We start from the raw sequence: 26,103 nt of genomic DNA on the forward strand, positions 1-26,103 counted from the left end.
GGAGAGGGCTACCCCGGCGCGGGCAGCCGCCAAACCCCAGGTCACACGGCCGGTGGGCGCGGTTGCAGGGGCCTGTGGGCTGCGGTTCGCTGGCCTGAGATGAACACCAGTCAGGAGAGCCCGCCCTCAGGGCCCGCCCCCGTCGACGACGCCGGCGGTGCCGCGCTCGTCGCGGCGCTGGAGACCGCCTCCACCGCCATCTGGTGCCTCGCCGGACCCGGGCTGGCACCGGTCTGGGCCAACGCGCGCGCCCGTGACCTGGGCACGGGCACCGGCGACCTCGCCGCGGTCACCGGCCACCGCGTCGCCGAGCTGGCCGGTGAGGTCGCCCGCAGCGGGCACGCCGAGACGGTCCACGGCGCCCCCGACCCCGACGGCCGGGCCGCCACCGTCGTCCTGCAGCCGCTGCAGGTGCACGGGCAGCCCGGCGTCCTCGTGCTGGTCGAGGCCGACCACACCGACTGCCGGCACGTCGCCGGCGCGGAGGGGGACGTCGTCGACCAGGTGCAGCACTCGCTGCTGCCTCCCGCGCTCCCGCTGCTCCCGGACGTGCGGCTGTCGGGCAGCTACCACCGGGCCAGCTCGGTGCACGCCGCCGGCGGCGACTGGTACGACGCCGTGCCGCTCGGGCGCGGTCGGCTGGCGCTGGTCGTCGGCGACGCCGTCGGCCACGGGGTGCCCGCGGCCGGGGCGATGAGCCGGCTGCGCGGGGCCATGCGCTCGGTTGCGCTGCGGGACCCGTCGCCCGCAGCGGTCGTGGCCGCGCTCGACGCCTTCGCCGGCCAGATGGACGACGTCGAGGGCGCCTCGGTCTTCTACGGGGTGCTGGAGGCGGCCACCGGGCGGCTGGTGTACGCCGCGGCCGGGCACCCGGCTCCGCTGCTGGTCCGGGCCGACGGCAGCGCGGAGTTCCTCCCGCTGGCCCCCCGGCCGCCGCTGGGCACCCTGCCGGGCGCGCCCAGCGTCGCGGCCACCGCCCAGCTGCCGCAGGGTTCCACCCTCGTGCTGTTCTCCGACGGCGCAGTGGCTGCCTCCGGCGCGCTGTCGGCGGAGGGCCTGCACCGGCTGGCCGAGGTGTCGCGCGACGCGCTCACCGGGCCGGGCACCCTGGAGGGCGACGCACCGGGTGAGCTGGCCGCGGCGATCGTCGAGGGGCTCCTGGGCTCCGAGGAGCACCCCGACGACATCGCCGTCCTGGTCGCCCACCGCCGGGCGGAGACCACCGAGCCGCTGGAACTCGACCTGCCCGCCGTCCCGGCGGCGCTGCCGATGGTCCGCCGTCACCTGGGTGCCTGGCTGGCGAGGCTGGGCATGGGGGAGCAGGACCGGGTCGGCGTGATGGTCGCGGTGGGCGAGGCCACCGCCAACGCGGCCGAGCACGCCTACCGCGGGGTGGAGCCGGGGCGGATGCAGGTGACCGCGGCGGTCGACGTCGACGGGCTGCTCACCGTCACCGTGCGCGACCAGGGCCGGTGGCGCCCGCCGGACCGCGACCCCGGCGACCGCGGCCGCGGGTTGCTGATCATGCGGCAGCTCGTCGACGGCGTCGTGCTGCAGGGCGAGCACGGGACGACGGTGACGCTGAGCATGCGGCTGCGCCGCAGTCCGGAGGAGGACGAGGACCGGCGCGGCGGCAGCAGCGCGGCGGAGGTCGTCGTCGACCGCAGTGGCGAGTGCCCCGTGGTGCGGGCGTCCGGCGCGGTCGACATGGTCGGCGCCGAGCAGATGCGCATCCGGCTGCTGGAGGCCAGCCACGGCGGTACCGGCCGGGTGGAGCTGGACCTCGCGGCGGTCACCCTGTTCAGCAGTGCGGCGGTGCGCGTCGTCCTCGCGATGGCCCGGATCGCGGGCGAGGAGGGCTGGCGGCTGGTCGTGCACGCGCCCGAGGGCGGGGTGACCCGGCACATCCTCGAGATCAGCGGGCTCGACGGGCTGGTCGAGCTGCGCTGAGGGGGGAACCGCCGTCCCCCCGCGTTTGCGGAACGCCGGCGGTGCCCATCCTGTGGGCGTGAGACTCCGCCGCAGCGACGTGCACGGCCCGGGATGGCGGCGCCGGCGGGCCGGCCGCGGCTTCGCCTACTACGACGAGGACGGGGCGCTCATCAAGGACGAGCGCCTGGAGCGGCTGCGGTCGCTGGCCATCCCACCGGCCTGGAAGGACGTCTGGATCTGCCCCTGGCCCAACGGGCACATCCAGGCCACCGGGGTGGACGTCGCCGGCCGCCGGCAGTACCGCTACCACGACCAGTGGCGGGCGCGGCGGGACGCCGAGAAGCACGAGCGGGTGCTGGAGATCGCCCACCAGCTGCCCGACGTGCGCGACGCCGTCGTCGACGCGATCCACGGCAGCGGGCTGACGCGGGAGCGCGTGCTCGCCAGCGCCGTCCGGCTGCTGGACCTCGGCGCCTTCCGCGTGGGCAGCGAGCAGTACGCCGAGGACAACGGCACCTACGGGCTGGCCACGCTGCGCCGGGAGCACGTGCGGGTCCGCGGCGAGCGGGTCTTCTTCTCCTACACCGCCAAGGGCGGCATCGAGCGGGAGCTGGAGCTCACCGACAAGCCCACGGCCGACGTCGTCCGCGAGCTGCTCAGGCGTCCGGCGGACCAGGGGGAGGAGCTGCTCGGCTACTGGGTGGACGACCCGGCCGAGGGCGGCCGCACCTGGCACGACGTGACGAGCACCGAGGTGAACGCCTACCTCAAGGAGATCAGCGGCGCGGAGATCACCGCCAAGGACTTCCGCACGTGGAACGCCACGGTGCAGATGGCCGCCACGCTGGCCGCGGCTCCGCCACCGACCAGCAGGACGGCGCGCAAGCGGACGGTCAACGCCGCCTACAAGGAGGTCTCCGAGCAGCTCGGCAACACCCCGGCGGTCTGCAAGGCCAGCTACGTCGACCCGCGGGTGGTGGACCGCTACGAGGACGGGGAGACCATCGCCGACGCGCTGGCGGAGGCGGCGGGGGCCGAGGGGGACCGCGAGGTGCAGCGCACTCTGGAGCAGGCGGTCTGCCGGCTGCTCACCGCCTGAGAGGACCACCCCCCACGCCTCCGGGGGAGGACCCCGTCCACCCCACCGCCCGCCGCGCGCTCGAGGCGGGGCCCCGGACGGGGCCGGCGGTGCCCTGGAGGGAGCCGCCGCAGACGACGAGAGGCCCCGCTGGAGCGGGGCCTCTCGTCGTGGGGTCCGGGTGTGGACGCGGGGCCCGTCCCGGCTCAGCAGGTCAGCGGGCGCTGCCGTCGACGATGGTGAACAGGTCGATCAGGCCGGTGACCTCGAGCGGGCGGGTGACCGCGCGGGTGGTGGCGATCAGGCGGAGGTCGACGTCGCGGGAGCGGGCCGACTTCTGCGTCTCGACGAGCACGGCCAGGCCGGCGGACCCCAGGAACTGCACGCCCGACAGGTCGATGACCAGGGCCTTGGGCTGCTGCTCGAGCTGGGTGTCGAGAGACGACCGGAGCACCGGGGCGGTGAACGTGTCCACTTCGCCGACGACCGTCACCGTGACCGCGCCGTCCTCGCCGGTGGAGGTCGAGAGCGTGATCACGTCGTCGAAGGGTGCGTCCGTGCCCTCGGTCGACACGTCGGGCTGCCCCTCGGCAGGCAGGTCGGATGTGGTCACGGGCTGAGCTCCTCTCAACGGCAGTACCCGGCGGCACGACCGCCCGGTCAATCTACCGCTGCGCGGCCCCCCGGATGTCGTGGCCCCCGGACACGCACGTCGTCGTTCGTGTCCGTACCGGGAGGTCGCCCGGCGCGGCCGCGGCTGCCTGCTCAACCGCACCATCAACGTAGACATCCGAGGTCGAACGCGCCAACCCGCCCCCGGCGACCGCCACCAACTCGTGACGCGGTGCCCGGAGGGGGGAGGCACGGCGTCACCCGGGGGTGCTCGCCGGGCCGAGAGGTCACCCAGCCGAGCGGGACCCGGACGAGCCGGGAACGGCACCTGGCCGAGTGGACCGGTCGCGGGGGTCCGGAGGGTCCCCCGACCGGTCCACGGGGCCTGGGGCCTCCTTCAGTCCACGACGTGCATCGCGGACTCCTCCGGGCCCTCGCCGCCGACCACCGGGTCGAGGCTGGCCTCGACGTCGTCGGCGGTGCGGTTGGTGCCGGAGTCGCTGTCCGGGGTGGTGTCGTAGTCCTGCTCGAGCTGGCCGACGCCACGGGCCGGGTCCTCGGCGGGGCGCACGTCCGGGACGTCGTCGGCGATCTCCTGCTCCAGGCGAGCGGACAGCGGCTCGCCCTCGGACTGCTCGAACGCGGTCGTGCCGAAGTCGACGGTCCGGTGGCTCTCCCGGTCGCCGAGTTCCGGGGCGAACTGCGGGTCCTCGGACCGCTGCATGGTCGGGAAGTCGTCCTGCGAGACGTCGGGGACGCCGTCGTCCTCGGGGAAGACGTCCCGGGCGGTCTGGCCCTCGGGCCCGGTGGCCCCGGTGTCGCCGCGGACGTCGTCGCGGGTCCCGGTGAGGCCTCGCTCGTCGTCGGGGAACTCGCTGTCGTTGAGGGCGGAGTGGACGGCTCCGCGGTCGTTCGGGTCGGCCTCGGTCATGGGGGGTGCCTCCGTTCTGCGTGCGTCCGCCTCGCGCACGTTCGTCCGTCGTGGACGGGGGACCGGTCGGGTGACCGGCGTCGTGATCTCGCCCTACCCGTCGGACCCCGCCCCATGCGTGACCCGGCTCGCGGACACCGGCCGGGCCCGTTCCGCATGGCGCCGGCAGGAGTGGGTAGCGCGCGTGCCATGGCCATCGCAGACGAGGTCCAGCGGATCGGGGCCCCGGTCCGCCGCTGGGCCCGCCACCAGAAGCGCGAGTACACGCAGGGGGAGCCGCGCCCGCTGGGCGGTGACCTGGGCGCCATGGGCGTCTACCTCGGTCTGGTGTCGGCCGCCGCCGCCGCCGTCCGCGCGTCGGGCCGGGAGCTGCCCGAACGGATCCCGCCGGGCGACGCGGCACTGCTGGCGGTGGCCACCTTCCGGTTGGCCCGGCGGATCGCCAAGGACCCGGTGACCAGCCCGCTGCGGGCGCCGTTCACGACCTTCCAGGGCCCCTCGGGCCATGCGGAGGTCGCCGAGGAGGTCCGCGAGCACGGCGGCGTCAAGCACGCCGTCGGGGAGCTGCTCACGTGTCCGTTCTGCCTGGCGCAGTGGGTGGCGACCGGGCTCGTCTTCGGCTACGTGACCGCACCGAAGGCCACCCGCCTGGTCGCGTTGACCATGACCCTGGTCGCCGGTTCGGACGTCCTGCAGTTCATCTACGACTCGATCCAGAACGGTGCGCTCGCTCCTGAGGGCGAGGAGGAGTCCGGCGTGCAGTGACTCCTCCGTCCGGAGGAGGTGGCGCCGCTCGACCTGCCGGAGGGGTGGCGGCGGTCCTATCCTGCTGATCTTGACCGCCCGCCTTCCCCGCCCGCGGTCGCGGACCCGATCTCTCGACAGGAGCACGGCATGCGGTCGATCTGGCGCGGGGCGGTGTCGTTCGGCCTGGTCAGCATCGGCGTGAAGCTGTACACGGCCACCGAGGACCACGACATCCGGTTCAACCAGGTGCACGCCGTCGACGGCGGGCGCATCAAGTACCGGCGGGTGTGCTCGATCGACGGCGAGGAGGTCGAGTACTCCGAGATCGCCAAGGGCTACGAGCTGCCCGACGGCCAGCTGGTGGTGCTGACCGACGAGGACTTCGAGGAGCTGCCGCTGGCCAGCCGGCGGGAGATCGAGGTCCTGCAGTTCGTCGACCAGGAGGAGATCGACCCGATCCAGTACGAGAAGACGTACTACCTGGAGCCCGACCCCTCGGCGACCCGCCCGTACGTGCTGCTGCGCGACGCCCTGGAGAACGCCGGCCGGGTCGCCATCACCAAGATCGCCATCCGCTCGCGGGAGTCGCTGGCGGCGCTGCGCGTGAAGGACGGCGTGATGGTGCTGCACACCATGCGCTGGCCCGACGAGATCCGCCGTCCCGACTTCGCCTTCCTCGACGAGGAGGTCGCCGTCCGGCCGCAGGAGCTGCAGATGGCCGAGGCGCTGATCGGGTCCATGACGGGGGAGTTCGACCCGACCGAGTTCACCGACGACTACCGCGAGGCGATGGCCGAGCTGCTGGAGGCCAAGCAGAGCGGCGGCGAGGTGCAGCCGCTGCCCGAGACCGCCGACTCCGGCGCCGCCGTCGTCGACCTGATGAGCGCACTGCGCCGCAGCGTCGAGGCCGCGCGGGGCGGCGCGCCCGCCGAGGAGGTCCCCGCCCGCCGGGCGCCGGCCAAGAAGGCCACCGCCGCGAGGAAGGCGGCGCCCCGGGCCGGCGGCGAGGCCCCGGCCCGCCGCACGGCGGCCCGGAAGACGACCGCGGCGGAGAAGACGACCGCGGCGGAGAAGACGACCGCGGCCGGGAAGGCGACCGCGGCCGGGAAGGCGACCCCGGCCGGGAAGGCGACCCCGGCCGGGAAGGCCACCGCGGCCGGGAAGGCCACCGCCGAGAAGGCGCCGGCCAAGCGGGCCCGCCGCAGCGCCTGAGGTGCCGGCCCGGGGGAGTGCCCGGCGGACGCCGGCCGGGGACCCGTTCGCCGTGTCCGAGGGCGCGGCCGGCCTCGTGCTGCGGCTCGAGCGGGACGGCGTCCCGTGGTGCTGGGCGCTGCCGGAGGGGCCACCGACCGGGCGGGGGCCCGCCCTGGCCGCCGTCCCCACGACCGACGGCACCGTCCCCGGGGTGCGCCCGTGGGACTCCGGCCGCTGCGCGGTCGAGGAGTGGCGCGAGGACCGCGTCGTCGTCGCCCTCGCCGGACGGCGGCTGCGCGGCCGGCACGTGCTCTTCCGCGAGCGCGACGGCGGCTGGTGGGTCCGCGCCCTCGACGCCCCGGTGGAGGGCGCGCCGCTGGTCCCGATGCTCGCGACGGCGGGTGAGCTGCCACCACCGGGGCAGGACGACGCGTGGGGCTACGAGTTCAAGTGGGACGGCGTCCGGGCGATCTCCGTGGTCGAGGCCGGGACACTGGCCCTCTGGGCGCGCAGCGGCACCGACATCACCGACCGTTATCCCGAACTGGAACGACTACCCGAGGTGCTGAGCGGGCACGACGCGATCGTCGACGGTGAGGTGGTCGCCCTCGACGCGCGCGGTCGGCCGGACTTCGGCGCGCTGCAGGGCCGGATGCACCGCACCGGCCCGGAGGTGCGCCGGATGGCCGCCGCCGCGCCGGTCACCTACCTGGTCTTCGACCTGCTGGAGTGGGACGGCGAGAGCCTGCTCGGCCTGCCGTACGCGCAGCGCCGGGACCGGCTGGAGACCCTCGGCCTGGCCGGTGGGCGGTGGGTGCCCACGCCGTGGTTCCGCGGCGGAGGAGCCGCGGTGCTGGCCGCCAGCCGGGACAACGGCCTCGAGGGGATCGTCGCCAAGCGGCTGGACGCGCCGTACCGCCCGGGGCTGCGCGGGCCGGACTGGCGCAAGGTGAAGAACGTCCGGACCCAGGCGGTCGTCGTCGGCGGCTGGCGGCCCGGGCGGGGCCGGCGGGCCGGGGGAGTGGGCTCGCTGCTGGTGGGGGTGCACGACGACGCCGGCCGGCTCGTCTACGCCGGGCACGTCGGGACCGGCTTCACGGCGGCGGCCCTGGAAGAGCTCGAGCCGCTGTTCACCCCGGCCGACGCGCCGCCCTTCGCCGACGCGCTGCCGCGCGAGGTCACCCGCGACGCGCACTGGGTGGCGCCGGAGCTGGTCGGGGAGGTGGCCTTCGCCGCGTGGACCGCCGACGGCCGGATGCGGCACCCGTCGTGGCGCGGGCTGCGCGACGACCTGCTGCCCGAGGACGTGGTCGAGGAGTGGTGACCGCCGGGCGGGTACTGGTGTGCTCGTGAGCTCACGCATGAGCAGAGCAGCCTGGCGAACGCCACCGACGAGCGCCAGCGAGGAGGTCGCGTGAGCCGGCAGCTGGTGCGCGTCGACGGGCGTCAGCTGCACGTCTCGAACCTGGAGAAGGTGCTCTTCCCCGAGGTGTCCTTCACCAAGGCCCAGGTCATCGACTACTACGTGCGGATCGCGCCGGTGCTGCTGCCGCACCTGTCCGGGCGGCCGGTGACCTTCACCCGCTGGCCCGACGGCGTGGAGGGGCAGGCGTTCTTCGAGAAGAACAGCGCCCGGCACGCGCCGGACTGGGTGCGGAAGGTGACCGTCCCGAGCCCCGGCAGCTCCCGCGGCCGGGAGACCCTCGACATGGTCGTCCTGGAGACCGTCGCCGACCTCGCGTGGGCGGCCAACCTGGCCGCCCTCGAGCTGCACGTGCCGCAGTGGCAGGTGGGCAGCCGGCTGCAGCCGACGCTGCCGGACCTGCTCGTCCTCGACCTCGACCCGGGCCCGGACGCCGGGATCCTGGAGTGCTGCGAGGTCGCCGACCGGCTGCGCCAGCGGCTGGTCGACGACGGCCTGGACCCGGTGGTCAAGACGTCGGGCTCCAAGGGTGTGCAGGTGTACGCGCCGATCCGGGTGCGCGACCGCGAACACCCCAGCCGGTACGCCAAGGTGCTGGCCCAGGAGCTCTCCGCCGAGACGCCGGACCGCGTGGTGTGGCGGATGGAGAAGGTGCTGCGGCCGGGCAAGGTGCTCGTCGACTGGAGCCAGAACAACCCGGCCAAGACGACGGTCGCCCCGTACTCGCTGCGTGCCCGGCCCGACGCCCCGGTGTCCACGCCGATCGGCTGGGACGAGGTCGAGGCGGTGCTCGACGGCGCCGACCCCGGCTCGCTGCGCTTCCGCACCGAGGACGTGCTGGCCCGCGTCGAGGACTACGGCGACCTCTTCGACATCGCGGGGGCCCGGCGCGCCACCCTGCCCCCGGCGTGAAGCGCCGTGGGGCTCCCGCCGCGGTGTTCACGGAGGAGGGGTGGCAGCCCGCCGCGCGGCCCGGGTGCGTCGCCAGCCCAGGCCCATGATCGTCTTCTCCATCCCCTGAGGTGAGTTCCTGCAGGGGTCGGGTGCGGGCCTGGCATCCTCGCTACCCGTGTCCGCTGAACTGCCCTCGCCCGGCCCGCGCGACGACCGGCTGGCCGACGTGGGGCGCCTCCTCGTCCGCTGCCCCGACCGGCCGGGGATCGTCGCCGTCCTGAGCGGGCTGATGGCCGACGCCGGCGCGAACATCATCGACTCGCAGCAGCACTCGTCGGACCCGGTGGGCGGCACCTTCACGCTGCGCCTGGAGTTCTTCCTCGCCGACCTGGCCGGCCGGCGTCAGCAGCTCGAGGCAGCCCTGGGACTGCTCGCGCAGACGTGGCAGTTCACCTGGCGGCTGACCGAGGCGGCGCACCGCCCACGCCTGGCGGTGTTCGTCTCCCGGACCGACCACGTGCTGCAGGAGCTGCTCTACCGGGTGCGTGCCGGCGACCTGCGCGCCGAGATCGCCGCCGTCGTCTCCAACCACCCCGACCTCGAGCCGGTCGCCCGGGCGGCCGGCGTCCCGTTCCACCACGTGCCGGTGACTCCGGAGACGAAGGCGGAGGCCGAGGCGCGGGCGCTGGAGCTCATCGGGGACGTCGACCTGGTGGTGCTCGCGCGTTACATGCAGATCGTCTCGGCGGACTTCTGCAGCCGGTTCCCGGAGCGGCTGATCAACATCCACCACAGCTTCCTGCCGGCCTTCGTCGGGGCGAACCCGTACCGGGCGGCGCACGACCGCGGCGTGAAGCTGATCGGGGCCACCGCGCACTACGTGACGCCCGAGCTCGACGCCGGGCCGATCATCGAGCAGGAGGTCGCCCGGGTGGACCACCGCGCGACCGTGGAGGACATGCGCCGGATCGGCCGCTACGTCGAGCGCCAGGTGCTGGCCCAGGCGGTCACCTGGCACGTGGAGGACCGGGTCATCGTGGACGGCGAGAAGACGATCGTCTTCGCTTGAGGGCCGGCGGCCCTGCGCGGTCCTTGATTTGACTCGATCAAGAAAACCGTGTTGGGTGGGTCGTGATGGAGGCGACCTGGCAGGAGCAGCTCCGCGCGGTGGGGCTGCGCGTCACGCGGCCCCGTCTGTCGGTGCTGCAGGTGCTCGCCGAACGTCCGCACGCGGACGTCGACACCATCGTCACCGCCGCCCGCGAGGTGCACCCGACGTTGTCGCCGCAGGCGGTCTACGGGGTGCTCCAGGCGCTCGTCACCGGCGGCCTGGCCCGCCGGATCGAGCCGGCCGGCGCGCCCGCGCTGTTCGAGCTGCGCGTCGGTGACAACCACCACCACCTGGTCTGCCGCTCGTGCGGTGCGGTCGCCGACGTCGACTGCACCGTGGGAGCGGCTCCGTGCCTGACGCCCTCGGACACGGCGGGTTTCGTCGTGGACGAGGCGGAGGTCGTCTTCTGGGGTCTCTGCCGGGACTGCCGGGTAGGGAAACCGTCGGAGACAACGAAGGTCCCCGAGCACCACGATCGAGGAGGAGTACACGAATGACCGACGTCGCATCGCAGGGCCCTGCGCCGAGCGAGGCCGACCGTCCGGTCCTGACCAATCGTCAGGGTCACCCGGTCTACGACAACCAGAACCAGCGGACGGTGGGCGCTCGTGGCCCGGCGACGCTGGAGAACTACCAGTTCCTCGAGAAGATCAGCCACTTCGACCGGGAGCGCATCCCGGAGCGCGTGGTGCACGCCCGCGGCGTGACGGCCTTCGGCTACTTCGAGGCCGACGGCACGGTCGGCGACGAGCCGATCAGCAGGTACACCCGCGCCAAGCTGTTCCAGGAGAAGGGCAGGCGCACCGACGTCGCGCTGCGGTTCTCGACCGTCGCCGGTGGCCGCGACTCCTCGGAGTCCGCGCGCGACCCGCGCGGGTTCGCCGTGAAGTTCTACACCGAGGACGGCAACTGGGACCTCGTCGGGAACAACCTGGGCGTCTTCTTCATCCGGGACGCCATCAAGTTCCCCGACTTCATCCACTCGCAGAAGCCGGACCCGGTCACCTTCGAGGCCAGCGTCGCCGAGCGCGCGTTCGACTTCTTCAGCCAGACCCCCGAGGCCATGCACATGGTGTCGCTGGTCTTCAGCCCCCGTGGCACGCCGGCCAGCTACCGGTTCATGCAGGGCTTCGGCGTGAACACCTACAAGTGGGTCAACGCCCAGGGTGAGACCGTCCTGGTCAAGTACCACTGGCTGCCCAAGCAGGGTGTGAAGTCCTGGACCGCCGCCGACGCGGCCGCCGCCCAGGCGAAGAGCCTCGGCACCCACACCAAGGACCTGCACGACGCCATCGCCGCCGGCGACTTCCCGTCGTGGGACCTGCACGTGCAGATCATGAGCGACGACGAGCACCCGGAGCTGGACTTCGACCCGCTCGACGACACCAAGGTCTGGCCGGAGGAGGTCTTCCCGCTCCGCAAGGTCGGGACGATGACCCTGGACCGGATGCCCGAGGACAACTTCACGCAGAACGAGCAGATCGCGTTCGGCACCGGTGTGCTGGTGGACGGGCTGGACTTCTCCGACGACAAGATGCTGGTCGGCCGGACGTTCTCCTACTCCGACACCCAGCGATACCGGGTCGGCCCGAACTACCTGCAGCTGCCGGTGAACCAGCCGAAGGCGCGGGTGGCCACCAACCAGCGCGACGGCCAGATGGCCTACGGCGTGGACCGGGCCGAGGGCACCAACCCGAGCGTGAACTACGAGCCGTCGATCCTGGGCGGCCTGCGGGAGGCGCAGTACCCGACCCACGACGAGCAGGGTCCGGTCATCACCGGCCGGCTCACCCGCAAGCGGATCCCGCGGACCAACGACTACGCGCAGGCCGGCGAGCGCTACCTGCTGTCGGAGCAGTGGGAGAAGGACGACCTGGTGGCGAACCTGGTCGACGCCCTCTCGCAGTGCCGCCGCGAGATCCAGGAGCGGATGGTCTGGCACTTCTTCATGTGCGAGGACGAGCTGGGCCAGCGCGTCGGTGACGGCCTGGGCATCACCGCGGACGACGTCCGTGGCCTGCCCCCGCTGCAGACGCAGACCCTCTCCGAGGAGGAGCAGCAGCGCGCCGCGAACCTCGGCAAGAACGGTCCGCGTGACGTCACCGGCCACCAGATGACGCACTGCGTGCCCAACGAGCACGTCGTCGTCGCCTGACAGCCACGGGAGCATCGCAGGGAGCGCCAGCGACCGAGGAGCGGACCGTGGCGCGGAAGGCAACCGGCGACGTCGTCGCCGGCTGACACCGGCACCTGCACCCGCGGCGGGCCGCGACCGGGACCCCCCCGGTCGCGGCCCGCCGCGCGGTCCGCCGTCCCACCGGACGACACCGCGGCCAGGTGCCGTCCTCCGCGGGCGCCGAGCCCGTCCCGCACCTCCTCGCGGACCCCTCCGGGGCCCGCTCGTCGGCGGCCTCGCAGGGCGGGGTCGCCGCGGCGCCGTCCTCCGGGGCTACTCGCCCCGGCGGCGCTCCTGCTCGGCGAGGAACCGCTCGAGCTCCGCGCCGATCTCCTCGCCGCTGGGCACCTCGCCGATCTCGCTGAGCAGGTCGCTGCCCTCGCGGGCGGCGGTGAAGCGGTCGAACTGCTGCTCCAGCGCGGCGACGACGGCGGTGTTCTCCGGTGAGCGGGCGATCTGCTCGTCGACCTCGGTGCGGTGCGCCTCGGCGGCCTCCCGCAGCGCCTCGGTGGGCAGGTGCAGCCCGGTCAGCCGGGACAGGTGCTCGAGCAGCGTCAGCGACGCCGCGGGGAAGGTCGCCTGCGCCAGGTAATGCGGCACGTGCGCGGCCACCCCGTAGGCGTCGACGCCGGCCTCGCCCATCCGCAGCTCCAGCAGCGCGGCGACGCTGCCGGGGATCCTCACCTCACCCCAGTACACCGGGTACTCGGCGATGAGCGAGCGCCGCGTCGCGTGCGCGGTGACGGTGACCGGCCGGGTGTGGGGCACCGGCATCGGGATCGCCTGCAGGGCCACCACCGAGGTGACGCCGAGCCGCTCGACCAGGACGCCGACCGCGGCCACGAACCGCTCCCAGGCGAAGTCGGGCTCCGCGCCGTGCAGCAGCAGGAACGGCTCGCCGGTGTCGTCCTCCAGTGCGTAGAGCAGCAGTTCCGGCGCCGCGAAGGACTCGTAGCGGTCGCCGTGGAAGGTGACCCGCGGCCGGTGCGCCCGGTAGTCGACCAGGCTGTCGACGTCGAACCGGGCGATGACCTCGTGCGGCAGCGCGCCGAGCAGGTGCGCACCGGCCAGCGCGCCCGCCGAGGCCGCGTCGAACTCGCCGGCGAGGTCGTGCACGAGCACCAGCCCGCGGCGCGCGCCGGCCCCGGTGACCGCGGACTCGCGGGCCAGGAACGGCTCGGCCTCGGGGAGCAGCTCGACGAGCTCCTCCGGTCGCTGCGCCACGGTGGTGCCTCCTCGCGTCACGGGTCTGCGATCTACAGCTCTCCCCGTGCCGGCCGCATTCCCGGGGGTCCCCCCGGAGGGGTCAGGCCGGCGGCCGGGCCGGGGGCTCCGCGTCGGCGGGGGGATCCGCCGCGCCCTGCCCGGGCGTCGTGACGCGTTCCCGCACGACCGTGGCGCCCGTCTCGTCGCCGGTGACCTGCACCCGGGTGCCGTCGTCGGCGACCTCCGGCGTCCGGCCGTCGAGCTCGTCGCGGACGTAGCGGTAGACGACGGCGATGAGCGCGGCCACGGGCACGCCCAGGAACGTGCCGAGGATGCCGTACAGGCTGCCGCCGGCGGTGACCGCCAGGATGACCACGGCCGCGTGCAGGTTGAGCCCGCGCCCCTGGATGATCGGCTGGAGCACGTTCCCCTCGAGCTGCTGCACCACCAGCACGATGACCAGCACGATCAGCGCCGTCTGCCAGCCGTTGCTGACCAGGGCGATGAGCACGGCGAAGGCGCCGGCGACGAAGGCACCGATGATCGGGATGAACGCCCCGAAGAAGGTCAGGACGGCGAGGGGCAGCACCAGCGGGACGTCGAGGATCCACAGGCCCAGGCCGATGAAGAAGGCGTCCACGAAGCCGACGAGTGCCTGCTGCCGGATGAACTCCGACAGGGTGGTCCAGGTCTTGTACGACAGCGCCGCCACGTGCGGGGCCACCTTGGGGCCGGTCTGCGCGGCGAGCCACGGCAGCCAGCGCGGCCCGTCCTTGATGAAGAAGAACGCCAGGACCAGGGCCAGGACGAGGTTGAGCAGGCCGTTGCCGACCGCGGAGACGCCGGTCAGCGCGTAGCCGGCGATGTTCTGGGCGTTCCCCTGGATGCTGTTGATGACCTGGTCGACCGCCTGGCCGATCTGGTCCTCGCCGAGGTTCAGCGGCGGACCGGTCACCCACTGCTGCACGTCCTGCAGCCCGGCGGTGGCGGCGTCGGCCAGCTCACCGGCCTGGTCGGCGACCTGCGGGACGATCCACGTGAACAGGCCCCCGACGACCGCGAAGAAGAGCAGCAGCACCACGAGGGCGGCCAGCGCCGGCGGGAAGTGCAGCCGGCGCAGCAGCCGGGTGGGCGGCCACAGCACGGTGGCGAACAACAGGCCCAGGATGACCGGCAGCAGGACCGGCCACAGCTTGCCGAAGACCCAGCCGACCACCACCAGCGCGGCCGCGATGAGCAGCAGCTGGGCCGAGGCGACGGCCAGCGCCCGGACGCCCTTCCGCAGCCGGGGGCCGCGCTCGGCGCTGGGGGCCGGGCTGCTGGTCACCGCGGCGGTGGTCACCGCCGCGAAGCTGGGCGTCCGCGCGGTGGCGGTGGCGTCGTCGCCCGCGTCCGGGGCGGACGCCGCGTCCGGGCGGCCGGGCAGTCGGGACCTCATGCGGTCGATCACGGCAGGGCGGTACCCCGGAACGGGCCGGGACGATCATGACGTGGCCGTCGTAACGTCCAGGCCATGCCGAGAACCGCGACCGCCGACCGCGTCGACCGTGCCGCCCTCGAGGAGTTCCTCCGTCCCCGCCACAAGGCGGTGCTGGTCACCCGGCGCAGCGGAGGGGGCGTGCAGATGTCCCCGGTGTCCTGCGGCCTCGACCAGGAGGGGCGGGTCGTGGTCTCGACGTACCCGCAGCGGGCCAAGGCGGCCAACGCCCGGCGCGACCCCGCCGTCTCGCTCTGCGTGCTCTCCGACGACTTCGACGGCCCCTGGGTGCAGGTCGACGGCCGCGCCGAGGTGCTCGACCTGCCCGAGGCGCTCGAGCCGCTGGTCGACTACTACCGCGCGATCAGCGGCGAGCACCCGGACTGGGACGAGTACCGGGCGGCGATGGTCCGGCAGGGCAAGTCGCTGCTGCGCGTGACCATCGAGCGCTGGGGGCCGATCGCCACGGGCGGCTTCCCGCCGGAGGTCGTCGACAAGCTCTGAGGCTTGCTCCGAGCCGGGGGAGCGCCAGACTGGCGGGGTGCCGTACGTGCTGACCGTGGACCAGCAGGCCGGCCGCCGGGGTCCCGACCGGGTCGCCGGCGTCCTGCGGCGGCTGGCGGGCGGCGTCCCGACGGTGCTGCCCTTCGAGCGGACGGCGGGCGACGAGTTCCAGGGGGTGCTGGCCGACCCCGCGGTCGTCGTCGACGTCGTCCTCCGGCTGGTCCGCGAGGGCGGCTGGAGCATCGGCGTCGGGGCCGGCCCGGTGCAGACCCCGCTGCCCGAGAGCACCCGCGCCGGCGCCGGGCCCGCGTACCTGTGCGCCCGCCGGGCGGTCGACGCGGCCGAGCAGCGCAGCGTCCGGCTGGCCGTGCGCGGCGCCGTCCCGGCCGACGCCGGTGACGCGCAGGCCGTGCTGAGCGCGCTGGCGGTCGTCGTCCAGCGGCGCAGCGCCCAGGCCTGGGAGGCCATCGAGCTGGTCGGCGCCGGACGCACCCAGGCTCACGCCGCCGCGTTCCTGGGCATCTCCCGCCAGGCGGTGGGCCAGCGCCTGGCCGCCGGCCTGTGGGAGCTCGAGCGCGAGCTGCGGCCCACCGCCGCGCGGCTGCTCACCCGGGCGGCCGGGTGAGCGCCCAGGGGCACGCCGTCGTCCTCGCTGGTGGCGGGGCCGGGCCGCTACGCCGGCACACCTGGCCGGTGTGCCGTGGGCGGCGGCGTCGCGGTGCTGCTGCGCAGCTGACCGGCCTCCGCCGCGCGCGGTGATCACCGGACGGCCAGAATGGTCCGGCACCTCTGCCGTCCGATCCCCGGGAGCACCCGTGTCCGAGTCGACCGCGCCAGGCGGGATCCGCAACGCCGACCTGCTCGGCGTCTACACCAACGACCACCTGGCCTCGGCCACCGGCGGCATCGAGCTGGTCAGCCGCATGCTCGGCCGCTGGCGCGGCACCCCCTACGAGTCGCGGCTCGAGGAGCTGCTCGACGAGCTGCGCGAGGAGCGGTCGTCGCTGGAGGGCCAGATGCGCGCCCTCGGCCTGCCGGTGCGGCAGTACAAGCAGGCCGCCGTCTGGCTCGGCGAGAAGGTCTCCCGGGTCAAGTTCAACGGGCACCTGCTGTCCCGCTCGCCGCTGTCGGACCTCGTGGAGTTCGAGTTCATCGCCACCGCGGTGCTGGCCAAGCGGGCCGGCTTCGAGACGCTGCGCGCCGCCGCGGAGGCCGAACCGCGCATCGACGAGGCCCTGTTCGAGCGGCTCATCGCGCAGGCCGACAAGCAGCACCACTGGCTGGCCGACGTCCGCCGCGAGGTGGCCGCCGGCGTCTTCGGCGGGCACCCCGGCCCGGCCGACGCCGCGGCCGACACCTGAGCGGGTGACCACCGGGCGGCCCGCCCTCCGCCCGGGTAGAACCGGGACATGTGCCACGACACCGACAGCCGGCCGCCCGCTCCGCCGCGGAGCGGTGACGTCGCCGAGCGCGGCACGCTGACCCTCACCTCGACCGACGGCACCGAGGTCGCCGCCGCGTACGCCGCGCCGGCCGGCCCGGCCCGGGTCGGCGTCGTCCTGCTGCCCGACATCCGCGGGCTGCACCCGTACTACGTGGCGCTGGTCGAGCGCTTCGCGGAAGCCGGGCTGCCGGCGCTGGCCGTCGACTGGTTCGGGCGGACGGCGGGACTGCCCGAGACCGGCACCCGTGGGCAGGACTTCGACTGGCAGACGCACATCCCGCAGGTCACCGCGGCCGGCGTGGACGCCGACGTCGCCGCGGCGATCGCCTACCTGCGCGGGCGCACCCGCGCGGACCTCCCGGTCGTCACCGTCGGCTTCTGCTTCGGCGGCAGCCACTCCTGGCGGCTGGCCGGGAACGCCGACGTGGACCTGGCCGGCTGCGTCGGCTTCTACGGCAAGCCGGAGCTGACCGGCGACGCGCCCGCCGTCCGCCCGACGCTGATGGTCGTCGCCGGCGCCGACGCCGCCACCCCGGTCGAGGACCAGCTGGCCCTGGCGGAGCGCCTGCGAGCCGGGGGCGCGGAGGTGGAGACCGCCGTCTACGACGGGGCGCCGCACTCCTTCTTCGACCGCGCGTACGGCGACTGGGCGGAGGCCTGTGACGACGTCTGGCGCCGGGTGCTGGCGCTCACCGACCGGGTGGCCACCGGCTGAGGAGGGGACGCCGACGGGTGCTGGACGCCGCGGCGTCCCCGACGACGGGCCGACCTCCTACCCTCGACAGCGCGACCGGGCGTGCGAGGTCGGGCAGGAGTCCAGCAGTGCCACGCACCGGGCGGACGGGCGCCGGCGAGGAGGACCGATGAGTGAGCAGCCCAGCGGCGGGATCGATCCCGGGGTCATCGAGCTGGCGGCGCGGGTCTTCGACCTGGCGCGCGGCGGGGCCACCGAGGAGCTGGCCGCCTACGTCGACGCCGGGGTGCCGGCGAACCTGACCAACGACAAGGGCGACACGCTGCTCATCCTGGCCGCCTACCACGGCCACCCGGACACGGTCGCCGCGCTGCTCGAGCGCGGCGCCGACGCCGGCCGGGCGAACGACCGGGGCCAGACGGCGCTGGCCGCGGCGGTCTTCAAGCAGTCCGAGGAGACCGTGCGCACCCTGCTCGCGGCCGGTGCCGACCCGGACGCCGGCGGCCCGACCGCCCGGGAGACGGCGGCGTTCTTCGACCTGCCGGCGATGACCGCGCTGCTCGACGGTGCGCGTCCCTGAGCCGGCCGGCCGCGCGTGCCAGGGTGACCGCCCGGGCAGCGCGGCGATCCGCGGAGGAGGGCACATGGTGGGGATCCACCCGGGGCCGTCGGGCGCCGGTACCTCGGGCGCGCCCACCGGCGCGGCGGGCTGAGGCGACCGACGGTGACCACGCAGCGGGGGGTCCCGGGCGCCGAGGTCCCACAGGCCAACGGGGCCACCGGCGTGCCGCCGGCCGCCGCCGCCGAGGTGCAGACCGCCGCCGTCCAGGCCCGGGCAGCGGCGGACGCCGCCGCGGTGACCGGGACCGAGGCCGCCCTCCTGCCCGAGGACGTGCCCGGGCCGCCGACCGGTGGCATGCCGCGCTGGATGGTGCTGCTGATCGGTGCCGCAACCGCCACCATCGCGATCGCCGGGGTGCGCTCGATCGCCTGGCTGGTCGGCCCGGTGCTGCTGGCCCTGGTCGTGGTCATCGCCCTCACGCCCGTGCAGCGCTTCCTGCAGCGGCACGGCTGGCCGCGGTGGGCCAGCGCCACGGTGCTGCTCCTGCTCGTCTGGACCGTCCTGCTGGGCTTCGTCGCCCTCCTGGTGGTCTCGATCGCCCAGTTCGCGGCGTTGCTGCCCAACTACGCCGGCGAGGCGGAGGCGCTCATCGCCTCGGTGGTCGCCGACCTCAACGACCGCGGCATCGTCTCCGGCCAGCTCTCGGACCTGGTGGCGCAGTTCGACTACAGCCAGCTGGTGGGCGTGGCCACCGGCGTGCTGTCCCGGGCCACCGACGCCGCGTCCACGCTGGTCCTGCTGCTGGCGGCGCTGGTGTTCCTGTCCATCGAGTCGGGCGGGTTCGGCCGGCGGCTGGCGCTCGTCGCCGCCGACCGCCCGCACCTGCCGATCGCCCTGGGCCTGTTCGCCCGCGGCACCCGCAGCTACCTGTGGGTCAGCACGGTGTTCGGCGGCATCGTGGCCGTCGGCGACGGCATCGCGCTGGCGATCATCGGCATCCCGCTGCCGGTGGTGTGGGGGCTGCTGTCCTTCGTCACCAACTACGTGCCCAACATCGGGTTCGTGCTGGGTCTGGTGCCACCGGCGATCCTGGCGCTGCTCGACGGCGGCTGGACCGGCTTCTGGGTCGTCGTCGCGGTCTACGCGCTGCTCAACTTCGTCGTCCAGACGCTCATCCAGCCGCGGTTCGTCGGCGACTCGGTGGGGCTGTCGATGACGGTCACCTTCGTGGCGCTGCTGTTCTGGGGCTGGGTGCTCGGCGCGCTGGGCGCGCTGCTGGCCATCCCGCTCACCCTGCTGCTCAAGGCGCTGCTGGTGGACGTCGACCCCCGGGGGCACTGGCTCGACGCGCTGCTGCGCGAGGAACCCCGAGCGCCGCGCACCAGCCGCGCCCGCCAGCGTGCGAACGCCCGCCGCGCGGCCCTCGCCTCGGTCCGCGCGCTGCACGTCCCACGCCCCCACCGACGCCCGACGGAGGACTGAAAGCGCAGGTCAGCCCGGAATGTCGGACCCCTGGAGGACGTTGTCACCATGTCGGGCACCCCGCCCGGCACGACGTCTGGAGGACGCGATGAAGGGCGACCGTGTCGAGGTCGTGATCGACGCCGGCGGGAGCACCCGCACCTACGAGATCGAGGCCACCCGCGCCGGGCGGCGGGTGGACGTGACCCACGGCCGCGGGCTGGTGGAGGTCACCGAGAGCACCCGGGGTGGCACCCCGGTCCGCACCGCCCGGTTCATGGCCGGCCGGGTCCTGGCGCTCGTCGAGCACCCGGCACCCGGACCGGCGCTGGACGACGACGCCGACGTGCGGCCGCTGCGCCAGACCGCCTGAACGAGGACCCCTTGCCCCCCACCGCTCACCGGCTCGCAGCGGGCCCCTGCACGGGGGCCGCACCCGCACAGGAGCTCGTGGTCGTGGTGGGGCTCCAGGGCAGTGGGAAGTCGACCTGGGTGTGCGAACACCTGGCCGCCACCCACGCCGTCGTGAGCAAGGACCACTGGCCCAACGCCCGCCGCCGCGAGGCCCGGCAGCGGCGGGTGGTCGCCGAGCTGCTCGCCGAGGGCCGCAGCGTGGTCGTCGACAACACCAACCCCGGGCCCGAGGAGCGCGCGCCGCTGGTCGCGGCGGCCCGGGCGGCCGGCGTGGGGGTCCGCGCGGTCTGGCTGGACACCCCGGTGCCGGTCTGCGCCGCGCGCAACGACGCGCGAGAGGGGCGGGCCCGGGTGCCGCCGGCCGGCCTGTACGGGACGGCGGCGCGGCTCGTCCCGCCCAGCACGGAGGAGGGCTTCGACCGGGTGGACGTCGTCCGTACCCGCTGAGGCGGCGGGCGCGTCGGGACACGCCGGGGCGGATCCGGGCAGGCCGGTGCGGTAGACACGTCCGGCGTCCGCCCGTCCCGCGTCCCCCGGAGGTCCCTCGTGCTGGCCAGCATCGGTTACGCCGTCGCCTACACCGGGGTCGGCATCGTGCTGCTGACCCTCGGCTTCCTCGTGCTCGACCTGCTCACCCCGGGTCGCCTCGGCCGGCACATCCACGAGGAGCGGTCGGTCAACGCCGGCATCGTGCTCGCCGCCGGGTTCCTCGCCCAGGGACTGGTCATCTTCAGCGCCATCTGGACCAACGCGACGAGCGGGTTCGGATCGGCGCTGCTCTACACCGTCGTCTTCGGCGTGCTCGGCGTGGTGCTGCAGGGGATCGCCTTCGTGGTGCTCGACCTGCTGACCCCGGGCAAGCTCGGCCAGCACGTGACCGAGGTGGCCTTCCACCCCGCGAGCCTGGTGCTCGCCGCCGTCCAGCTCGCCGTGGCCGGCATCGTCGTCGCCAGCATCTGGCCCTGACCAGGCCGGTCGCCGCCGTCCCCGCCGTCCGCGGGACACGCGGGGCTACCCGCCGGTAGCTCGGGGATCCGGATCCGTACCGTGTGCTCCAGCGCACCGGACGGCGCAGGATCGGAGAGGACAACAGATGAGCGAGTCGAACAGCACCGGCGCCCGCGTGGCGATCATCACCGGGGCCGCGCGTGGCATCGGTGCGGCCGTCGCCAAGCGGCTGGCGCAGGACGGGTTCGCCGTGGGCGTAGTCGACCTGGACGAGGCCGCGGGCAAGGCGACGGTGGAGGCCATCGAGGCCGCTGGCGGTCGTGCGCTGGCAGTCGGCGCGGACGTCAGCGACGCCGAGCAGGTGGAGGCCGCGGTCGGCCGCGTCGCCGCCGAGTTGGGTGCCCCGACGGTGCTCGTCAACAACGCCGGCGTCATCCGCGACAACATGCTGTTCAAGATGACCGAGTCCGACTGGGACACGGTCATGAACGTGCACCTGCGCGGCGCCTTCCTCATGACCCGTGCGGTGCAGAAGCACATGATCGACGCCAGGTGGGGCCGGATCGTCAACCTCTCCAGCACCTCGGCGCTGGGCAACCGGGGCCAGGCCAACTACTCGGCGGCCAAGGCCGGTCTGCAGGGCTTCACCAAGACCCTGGCGATCGAGCTGGGCAAGTTCGGCGTCACCGCCAACGCCATCGCCCCCGGCTTCATCCAGACCGAGATGACCAAGGCCACCGCGGACCGGATGGGCGTCGCGTTCGAGGACTTCATCGCCTACGCCGCCAAGGAGATCCCGGTGCAGCGCGTCGGCCAGCCCGAGGACATCGCGAACCTGGCGGCCTTCTTCGTCAGCGAGGGCGCGGGCTTCGTCTCCGGCCAGGTCGTCTACGCCGCCGGCGGCCCCAAGGCCTGAAAGAGGACCCCCTGCCCCACCCCTCGCGGCTCGGGGCGGGGCTTCGCTGCAGGGCCCGGCCGGGCACCCCGGCCGGGCCCTGCTGCGTCCGGGGCGCGGGCATGGCGGTGCGTGCGCCGGTGTTGTACGAACCGTGACCCGCACGCCCCTGCGACTCGCTCTCCTCGGTGACTCCCTCGCGTACGGCTCCGGCGCCGCCGGGCCCGGCGACGCCCTCGGCCCGCGCCTGGCCGCCGCCCTGACCGACGCCGGCTACGACATCGACCTGTCCGTGCTCGCCGTCCCCGGGGCGGTGTCGCGCGACCTGGCCGCGCAGGTCCGCCGGGCCGCAGCGCTGGACGTCGACCTCGCCGTGGTGGTGGTCGGCGCCAACGACCTGGCGCGGCTGGTGCCCCCGGCGCAGGCCGCCGCGGCCCTGGCGAGCGCGCTGGCCCGGCTCCGCGCCGCGGACACCGACGTGGTCGTCGTCCCGGCGCCGGACATGTCGACCGTGCCGTGGGTCCCGCCGGCACTGCGGCCGCTGGTGCAGAGCGCCTCCCGGCAGCTGCAGCGCGAGCAGGCCGCCGTCGCCCGCGCGAACGGCGCGATGGTCGCCGCTGTCTCCGACGCCGTGGCAGCGGCCTTCGGCACCGATCCGGCCCTGTTCTCCGCCGACCGCTTCCACCCGTCGTCGGCCGGTTACGCGCACATCGCCGAGGCGCTGGTGCCGCACGTCGTCGCCGCCGCGCACGCCCGCCGGGACGGCGCCGCCGCCTGAGGACGTGCAGCACCCGACCCGGAAGGGAGCCTGCGTCACCGGGTCCGCGCCCCGCGGCCGTCCACACGCACCCGTCCCTCTGGACGGTGACCGGAACACTCCCTAGCGTCGCTGACGCGTCATTCGGACGGATGTGGTCCGGAGGGGGAGACGTGTCGCTCGTGGTCGTGCCCGGGGTCGGCGTCCGTGGTGGGGACCCCCCCTGCGTCGAGGCACGGCCCGGTCACGCAGCGGCGTATCACGAGCCCTCCTCCCGAGCTCATCCGTGTCGAGGACGACGCGTCCCGGCTCGCGGATGGGTGGTCGGTCATGGCAAAGCGGCTCGTGCGGTTCACGCTCGAGGACGGCGGCACCGTGCTGGTGCAGGCCGAGGACGGCACCGCGGCCGGCGGGTACGGCGACGGTGAGGTCACCCGGGGGTGGGGGGACCGGGACGAGCGGGTGGTCCTGCAGGCGCAGCAGAGCTTCGAGGAGGCCGTCGGCCACGTCCAGCCGGCCGTGCAGGCGCTCGTGCGCCGACTGCGGTCGGTCGCGGAGCGCCCGGAGGAGATCAAAATCGACTTCGGTCTCGAGCTGAGCGCGGAGGTGGGGGCCTTCGTGGCCGGTGCCAGCTCCACGGGCAATTTCACCGTGTCGATGACCTGGCGGCCCGGCCGGGACGACCCGGCGAGGGGCACAGCCGGATGACCGAGCGCACCTACCTGGACTTCGACGTGCTGCTCGAACCCGTGTCGCCGAGCAGCTACCGAGCGCGGGTGCTGAACTCACCGGTGGGCGAGACCCGCCCGGTGCCCGTCACGATCCCGTTCTCCGACCTCGAGCTGGAGAACTTCCTGCTGCGCATCGGCCGGCCGCGCCGGTACCCGGTCCGCAGCGAGGAGGCGCCCGAGGCCACGGCGGTCCGCGAGTTCGGTGCCCGGCTCTTCGACGCCGTCTTCCACGACCAGGTGCACAGCGCCCTGATGGCGAGCCTCGACCAGGCGGAGGGCCAGGACGCCGGGCTGCGCGTGCGGCTGCGGCTGACCGACTCGCCCGAGCTGGCCGACCTGCCATGGGAGTACCTCTACGACAGGGACGCCCGTCGGTACCTGGCGCTGTCGGCGTGGACGCCGCTGGTGCGCTACCTCGACCTGCCCGGCCGCATCCGCCCGCTCTCCGTCCGGCCGCCGCTGCGTGTGCTGGTGCTGGTCGCCAGCCCCACCGACTTCCCGCCCCTGGACGTGGACGCCGAGTGGGCGCGGCTGCGGGAGGCCCTCGCGGGTCTGGAGCACGCCGGACGGGTCCGCCTCGAACGGGCCCCGAACGGGACCATGGCCGACCTGCAGCGCCAGCTGCGGCGGGGTCAGCACCACGTCTTCCACTACATCGGCCACGGGCGGTACGACGCCGAGCTCGGGGACGGGCAGCTGGCCATGGAGGGCCCGACCGGCCGGGCCCAGCCCATCAGCGGTTCTGACCTCGGCGCCCTCCTGCACGACCACCGCACCCTGCGGCTGGCCTTGCTCAACTCGTGCGAGGGTGCGCGTGGCGGCCGGCGCGACCCCTACTCGGGGACCGCGCAGAGCCTGGTCCACCAGGGCATCCCCGCCGTGGTCGCCATGCAGTTCGAGATCTCCGACCGGGCTGCCATCGTCTTCACCCGCGGGTTCTACGAGGCCGTCGCGGACGGCTACCCGCTCGACGCGGCGATCGCCGAGGCCCGCAAGGCCATCCGGCTCCAGCCGAACGAGGTCGAGTGGGGGACCCCGGTGCTGTACCTGCGCGCGCCCGACGGGCGCGTCTTCGACGTCGCCGGACCGCCGGATCCCGCCGAGGGTGCGCCGGCCGCGGACGCGGTCGCAGCCGTCGCCCCCGAGGTCGTCCAGGGATCGGTCCGCGGCGACCCCTCGGACCGCGGGCGGGACGCCGGGCGGCCGCCCGACCCGCGGGCTCCCACCGCCACAGCGGGAGCGGAGCACGACGGCCCTGCTGCCACTGACACGCCTGTTCGCGGGGGCGGGGGCCCGCCGAGCAACACGCAGCAGCAGGACCGCGGCGACGAGGAGGTGCCCGCAGCCGCGCGGCGTCCGGGGGAGCGGCGCCGGCCCGACGCCGGGAACGGCGCGATCCCCCGTGGTCCCGCGCCAGCCACGGCCCCGCATCGCGGACGCCCCCGCAAGACCGCGGCACCGCGTGCCCGCGCGCAGGGCGGGCCGGCCGCAGGGGAGGGCGCTCCCGGGACCGCACCGGCAGCACCCCGGACGTCCACGCGGAGCAAGCCGGCCGGGACGGCCCGCGCCGCTCCGCCCGGCGTCCCCCCGGCTGGGACCGGCCCGGCCGCCCGGGGGCAGGGGCCCTCGTCCGCATCGCCCCCGCCTCCGCCGCCCCCACCGCCGACGGAGGAGCCCGTGCCGACGCCGGCTCCCCGGCCGTCGCGGAGGCACCTGCTGGTCCTCGCCGCGGTCGTGCTCCTGGTCGGGCTGCTCGGCGGGGTGGTCGTCCTGGTGACGCAGCAGGGCGCGCCCGGTGGACCGGACGACCGCGCCGAGCCGGCCTCGTCCGCCACGGCACCCCCGGGCCCCGCGGAGACCACCAGCGCCGGTCCGCAACCCCCGGCCGCGAGCATGCCGATCCCCGCGGCCGGCGCCACCATCCCGGTGGGCGAGACACCCGGCTACGCGGTGGCCACGCCGAACGGGACCCAGCTCTACGTCGCCAACCGCGGGGCCCGCACCATCACGGTGGTCGACACCGAGCTGGACCGCGTGACCGGGCAGATCCCCGTGCCGGTGGGCCCACCGCAGTTCGTGGAGTTCTCCCCGGATGGCCGGACGTCCTACCTCAGCCTGTACGACGAGGACACCGAGGCCGGGGCCGTCGGCGTCCTCGACACCAGGACCTGGAAGATGATCGAGACCATCCCCTTGGACGGAAAGCCGTGGGCACCCGCGGTCACCCGCGACGGGGACCGGGTCTACGTGCCCGTCGAGGGCCCGAACACCGTCGTGGTCATCGACGCCGGGGCGCACGAGGTCCGGACCGAGATCCCGGTGCCGCCCCTGCCGCACTCCATCGAGTTCACCCTCGACGGCACGCGCGGTTACGTCGCCGACCACACCTCCAACGTCGTCACGGTCATCGACACCACGACCGACACCGTGCTCCGGGAGGTGCCGGTCGACGCCGGCCCGCACCGCGTGGCGGTGCACCCGGCACGGCCGCTGGTAGCCAACGTCAACTACGACGCCGACACCGTCACGGTGATCGACACGAACTCGGACACGGTCGTGACCAGCATCCCGGTCGAGGCGGGGCCTCAGGACGTCACCTGGGCGCCTGACGGCCAGTTCGCCTACGTCACCAGCGTCGACGCCGACACGCTCTCGGTGATCGCGGCCGACGACTGGAGGGTCACGGCGAGGATCCCCATCGGCGACGCACCGACCTCCGTCGCGGTGCTGCCCGATGGGTCGCGCGGCTACGTGACCAACCTCAACGACGGCACCGTCCGGGTGCTCGACCTCGACGGCTGAGGAAGGCCCTCACGCCCTCGCCGGCTCGGGAGCGGGAACCCGGGACGGGGCCCGCGAGCACGGCGCCGTGACCACCCGTCCAGCCGGTGGGGTGGTCACGGCGCCGTCGC

26 protein-coding genes are annotated in these 26,103 nt (G+C 74.7%); 22 read left to right on the forward strand and 4 right to left on the reverse strand.

Annotation, left to right across the window (positions count from 1 at the left end):
• Window positions 1–99: 99 nt before the first annotated feature.
• Complete coding sequence (locus BLS21_RS10175; protein WP_091217268.1) at window positions 100–1,950, forward strand: SpoIIE family protein phosphatase; 1,851 nt, start codon at window positions 100–102, stop codon at window positions 1,948–1,950.
• Window positions 1,951–2,008: 58 nt separating this feature from the next.
• Window positions 2,009–3,031 (forward strand): DNA topoisomerase IB, encoded by a 1,023-nt coding sequence (locus BLS21_RS10180; RefSeq protein ID WP_245700248.1) that lies wholly within the window; start codon window positions 2,009–2,011, stop codon window positions 3,029–3,031.
• Between the two features lie 193 nt (window positions 3,032–3,224).
• Here BLS21_RS10180 and BLS21_RS10185 read toward each other — a convergent pair whose 3' ends face one another.
• Both BLS21_RS10185 and BLS21_RS10190 read right to left on the reverse strand, forming a co-directional pair.
• Complete coding sequence (locus BLS21_RS10185; RefSeq protein WP_091217271.1) at window positions 3,225–3,623, reverse strand: STAS domain-containing protein; 399 nt, start codon at window positions 3,621–3,623, stop codon at window positions 3,225–3,227.
• Between the two features lie 396 nt (window positions 3,624–4,019).
• Window positions 4,020–4,553, reverse strand: a complete 534-nt coding sequence (locus tag BLS21_RS10190) for a hypothetical protein (protein WP_091217274.1) — start codon at window positions 4,551–4,553, stop codon at window positions 4,020–4,022.
• A gap of 189 nt (window positions 4,554–4,742) precedes the next feature.
• On the opposite strand from BLS21_RS10190, the gene BLS21_RS10195 reads away from it, so the two are divergent.
• The 7 genes from BLS21_RS10195 to BLS21_RS10225 all read left to right on the forward strand — a co-directional run bounded on the left by BLS21_RS10195 (window position 4,743) and on the right by BLS21_RS10225 (window position 12,077).
• A complete protein-coding gene (locus BLS21_RS10195; RefSeq protein ID WP_217636076.1) occupies window positions 4,743–5,318 on the forward strand; it encodes a DUF1360 domain-containing protein in 576 nt (191 codons plus the stop codon).
• A gap of 129 nt (window positions 5,319–5,447) precedes the next feature.
• Entirely contained in the window at window positions 5,448–6,512 is a 1,065-nt protein-coding gene (gene ku / locus BLS21_RS10200; protein WP_091217277.1) for a non-homologous end joining protein Ku, read from the forward strand.
• 52 nt (window positions 6,513–6,564) lie between these two features.
• Window positions 6,565–7,818, forward strand: a complete 1,254-nt coding sequence (gene ligD / locus BLS21_RS10205) for a non-homologous end-joining DNA ligase (RefSeq protein ID WP_245700250.1) — start codon at window positions 6,565–6,567, stop codon at window positions 7,816–7,818.
• Window positions 7,819–7,908: 90 nt separating this feature from the next.
• On the forward strand, window positions 7,909–8,829 hold the full coding sequence (gene ligD / locus BLS21_RS10210) for a non-homologous end-joining DNA ligase (RefSeq protein WP_091217282.1): 921 nt from the start codon (window positions 7,909–7,911) through the stop codon (window positions 8,827–8,829).
• A 157-nt stretch (window positions 8,830–8,986) separates the two neighbouring features.
• Window positions 8,987–9,880 carry a formyltetrahydrofolate deformylase gene (purU, locus tag BLS21_RS10215; RefSeq protein WP_091217285.1) on the forward strand — a complete coding sequence of 298 codons (894 nt, stop codon included), beginning with the start codon at window positions 8,987–8,989 and terminating at the stop codon, window positions 9,878–9,880.
• 65 nt (window positions 9,881–9,945) lie between these two features.
• Window positions 9,946–10,419: a Fur family transcriptional regulator gene (locus tag BLS21_RS10220; protein WP_091217288.1), complete on the forward strand. Its 474-nt coding sequence runs from the start codon at window positions 9,946–9,948 to the stop codon at window positions 10,417–10,419.
• Window positions 10,416–12,077, forward strand: a complete 1,662-nt coding sequence (locus BLS21_RS10225; RefSeq protein ID WP_091217292.1) for a catalase — start codon at window positions 10,416–10,418, stop codon at window positions 12,075–12,077. The genes BLS21_RS10220 and BLS21_RS10225 overlap by 4 nt, the downstream gene beginning before the upstream one ends.
• A 294-nt stretch (window positions 12,078–12,371) precedes the next feature.
• Here the strand turns inward: BLS21_RS10225 and BLS21_RS10230 are convergent, their stop codons facing one another.
• On the reverse strand, window positions 12,372–13,322 hold the full coding sequence (locus BLS21_RS10230) for a proteasome assembly chaperone family protein (RefSeq protein WP_091217294.1): 951 nt from the start codon (window positions 13,320–13,322) through the stop codon (window positions 12,372–12,374).
• A gap of 82 nt (window positions 13,323–13,404) precedes the next feature.
• Window positions 13,405–14,754, reverse strand: a complete 1,350-nt coding sequence (locus BLS21_RS10235; protein WP_245700253.1) for an AI-2E family transporter — start codon at window positions 14,752–14,754, stop codon at window positions 13,405–13,407.
• 63 nt (window positions 14,755–14,817) lie between these two features.
• Here BLS21_RS10235 and BLS21_RS10240 point away from each other — a divergent pair, with 63 nt between their 5' ends.
• From BLS21_RS10240 to BLS21_RS10300, 13 genes are all read left to right on the forward strand, one after another.
• The gene (locus tag BLS21_RS10240; protein ID WP_091217297.1) at window positions 14,818–15,285 is read left to right on the forward strand and encodes a PPOX class F420-dependent oxidoreductase; all 468 of its coding nucleotides are present in this window, start codon (window positions 14,818–14,820) and stop codon (window positions 15,283–15,285) included.
• Window positions 15,286–15,322: 37 nt separating this feature from the next.
• A complete protein-coding gene (locus tag BLS21_RS10245; RefSeq protein ID WP_091217300.1) occupies window positions 15,323–15,910 on the forward strand; it encodes a hypothetical protein in 588 nt (195 codons plus the stop codon).
• 190 nt (window positions 15,911–16,100) lie between these two features.
• Window positions 16,101–16,646, forward strand: a complete 546-nt coding sequence (locus BLS21_RS10250) for a hypothetical protein (protein WP_091217302.1) — start codon at window positions 16,101–16,103, stop codon at window positions 16,644–16,646.
• A gap of 48 nt (window positions 16,647–16,694) precedes the next feature.
• On the forward strand, window positions 16,695–17,444 hold the full coding sequence (locus tag BLS21_RS10255; protein ID WP_091217305.1) for a dienelactone hydrolase family protein: 750 nt from the start codon (window positions 16,695–16,697) through the stop codon (window positions 17,442–17,444).
• Between the two features lie 148 nt (window positions 17,445–17,592).
• The gene (locus BLS21_RS10260) at window positions 17,593–18,003 is read left to right on the forward strand and encodes an ankyrin repeat domain-containing protein (RefSeq protein WP_091217308.1); all 411 of its coding nucleotides are present in this window, start codon (window positions 17,593–17,595) and stop codon (window positions 18,001–18,003) included.
• 144 nt (window positions 18,004–18,147) lie between these two features.
• Window positions 18,148–19,467 carry an AI-2E family transporter gene (locus tag BLS21_RS10265; RefSeq protein WP_091217311.1) on the forward strand — a complete coding sequence of 440 codons (1,320 nt, stop codon included), beginning with the start codon at window positions 18,148–18,150 and terminating at the stop codon, window positions 19,465–19,467.
• An 88-nt stretch (window positions 19,468–19,555) separates the two neighbouring features.
• The gene (locus BLS21_RS10270; RefSeq protein WP_091217317.1) at window positions 19,556–19,819 is read left to right on the forward strand and encodes a hypothetical protein; all 264 of its coding nucleotides are present in this window, start codon (window positions 19,556–19,558) and stop codon (window positions 19,817–19,819) included.
• Window positions 19,820–19,902: 83 nt separating this feature from the next.
• Window positions 19,903–20,307, forward strand: a complete 405-nt coding sequence (locus BLS21_RS10275; RefSeq protein ID WP_091217648.1) for an AAA family ATPase — start codon at window positions 19,903–19,905, stop codon at window positions 20,305–20,307.
• Window positions 20,308–20,406: 99 nt separating this feature from the next.
• Window positions 20,407–20,826 (forward strand): DUF350 domain-containing protein, encoded by a 420-nt coding sequence (locus tag BLS21_RS10280; RefSeq protein WP_091217319.1) that lies wholly within the window; start codon window positions 20,407–20,409, stop codon window positions 20,824–20,826.
• A gap of 127 nt (window positions 20,827–20,953) precedes the next feature.
• Window positions 20,954–21,724, forward strand: a complete 771-nt coding sequence (gene fabG, locus BLS21_RS10285; RefSeq protein ID WP_091217322.1) for a 3-oxoacyl-ACP reductase FabG — start codon at window positions 20,954–20,956, stop codon at window positions 21,722–21,724.
• Window positions 21,725–21,857: 133 nt separating this feature from the next.
• Window positions 21,858–22,481, forward strand: a complete 624-nt coding sequence (locus BLS21_RS10290) for a GDSL-type esterase/lipase family protein (protein WP_091217325.1) — start codon at window positions 21,858–21,860, stop codon at window positions 22,479–22,481.
• A gap of 309 nt (window positions 22,482–22,790) precedes the next feature.
• Window positions 22,791–23,168 carry a CU044_2847 family protein gene (locus BLS21_RS10295; protein ID WP_091217328.1) on the forward strand — a complete coding sequence of 126 codons (378 nt, stop codon included), beginning with the start codon at window positions 22,791–22,793 and terminating at the stop codon, window positions 23,166–23,168.
• Window positions 23,165–25,993: a CHAT domain-containing protein gene (locus BLS21_RS10300; RefSeq protein WP_091217330.1), complete on the forward strand. Its 2,829-nt coding sequence runs from the start codon at window positions 23,165–23,167 to the stop codon at window positions 25,991–25,993. Before BLS21_RS10295 ends, BLS21_RS10300 begins: the two co-directional genes overlap by 4 nt.
• Window positions 25,994–26,103 lie beyond the last annotated feature (110 nt).

The sequence above is a fragment of the Geodermatophilus siccatus genome (assembly GCF_900103785.1).
GTDB lineage: Bacteria > Actinomycetota > Actinomycetes > Mycobacteriales > Geodermatophilaceae > Geodermatophilus > Geodermatophilus siccatus.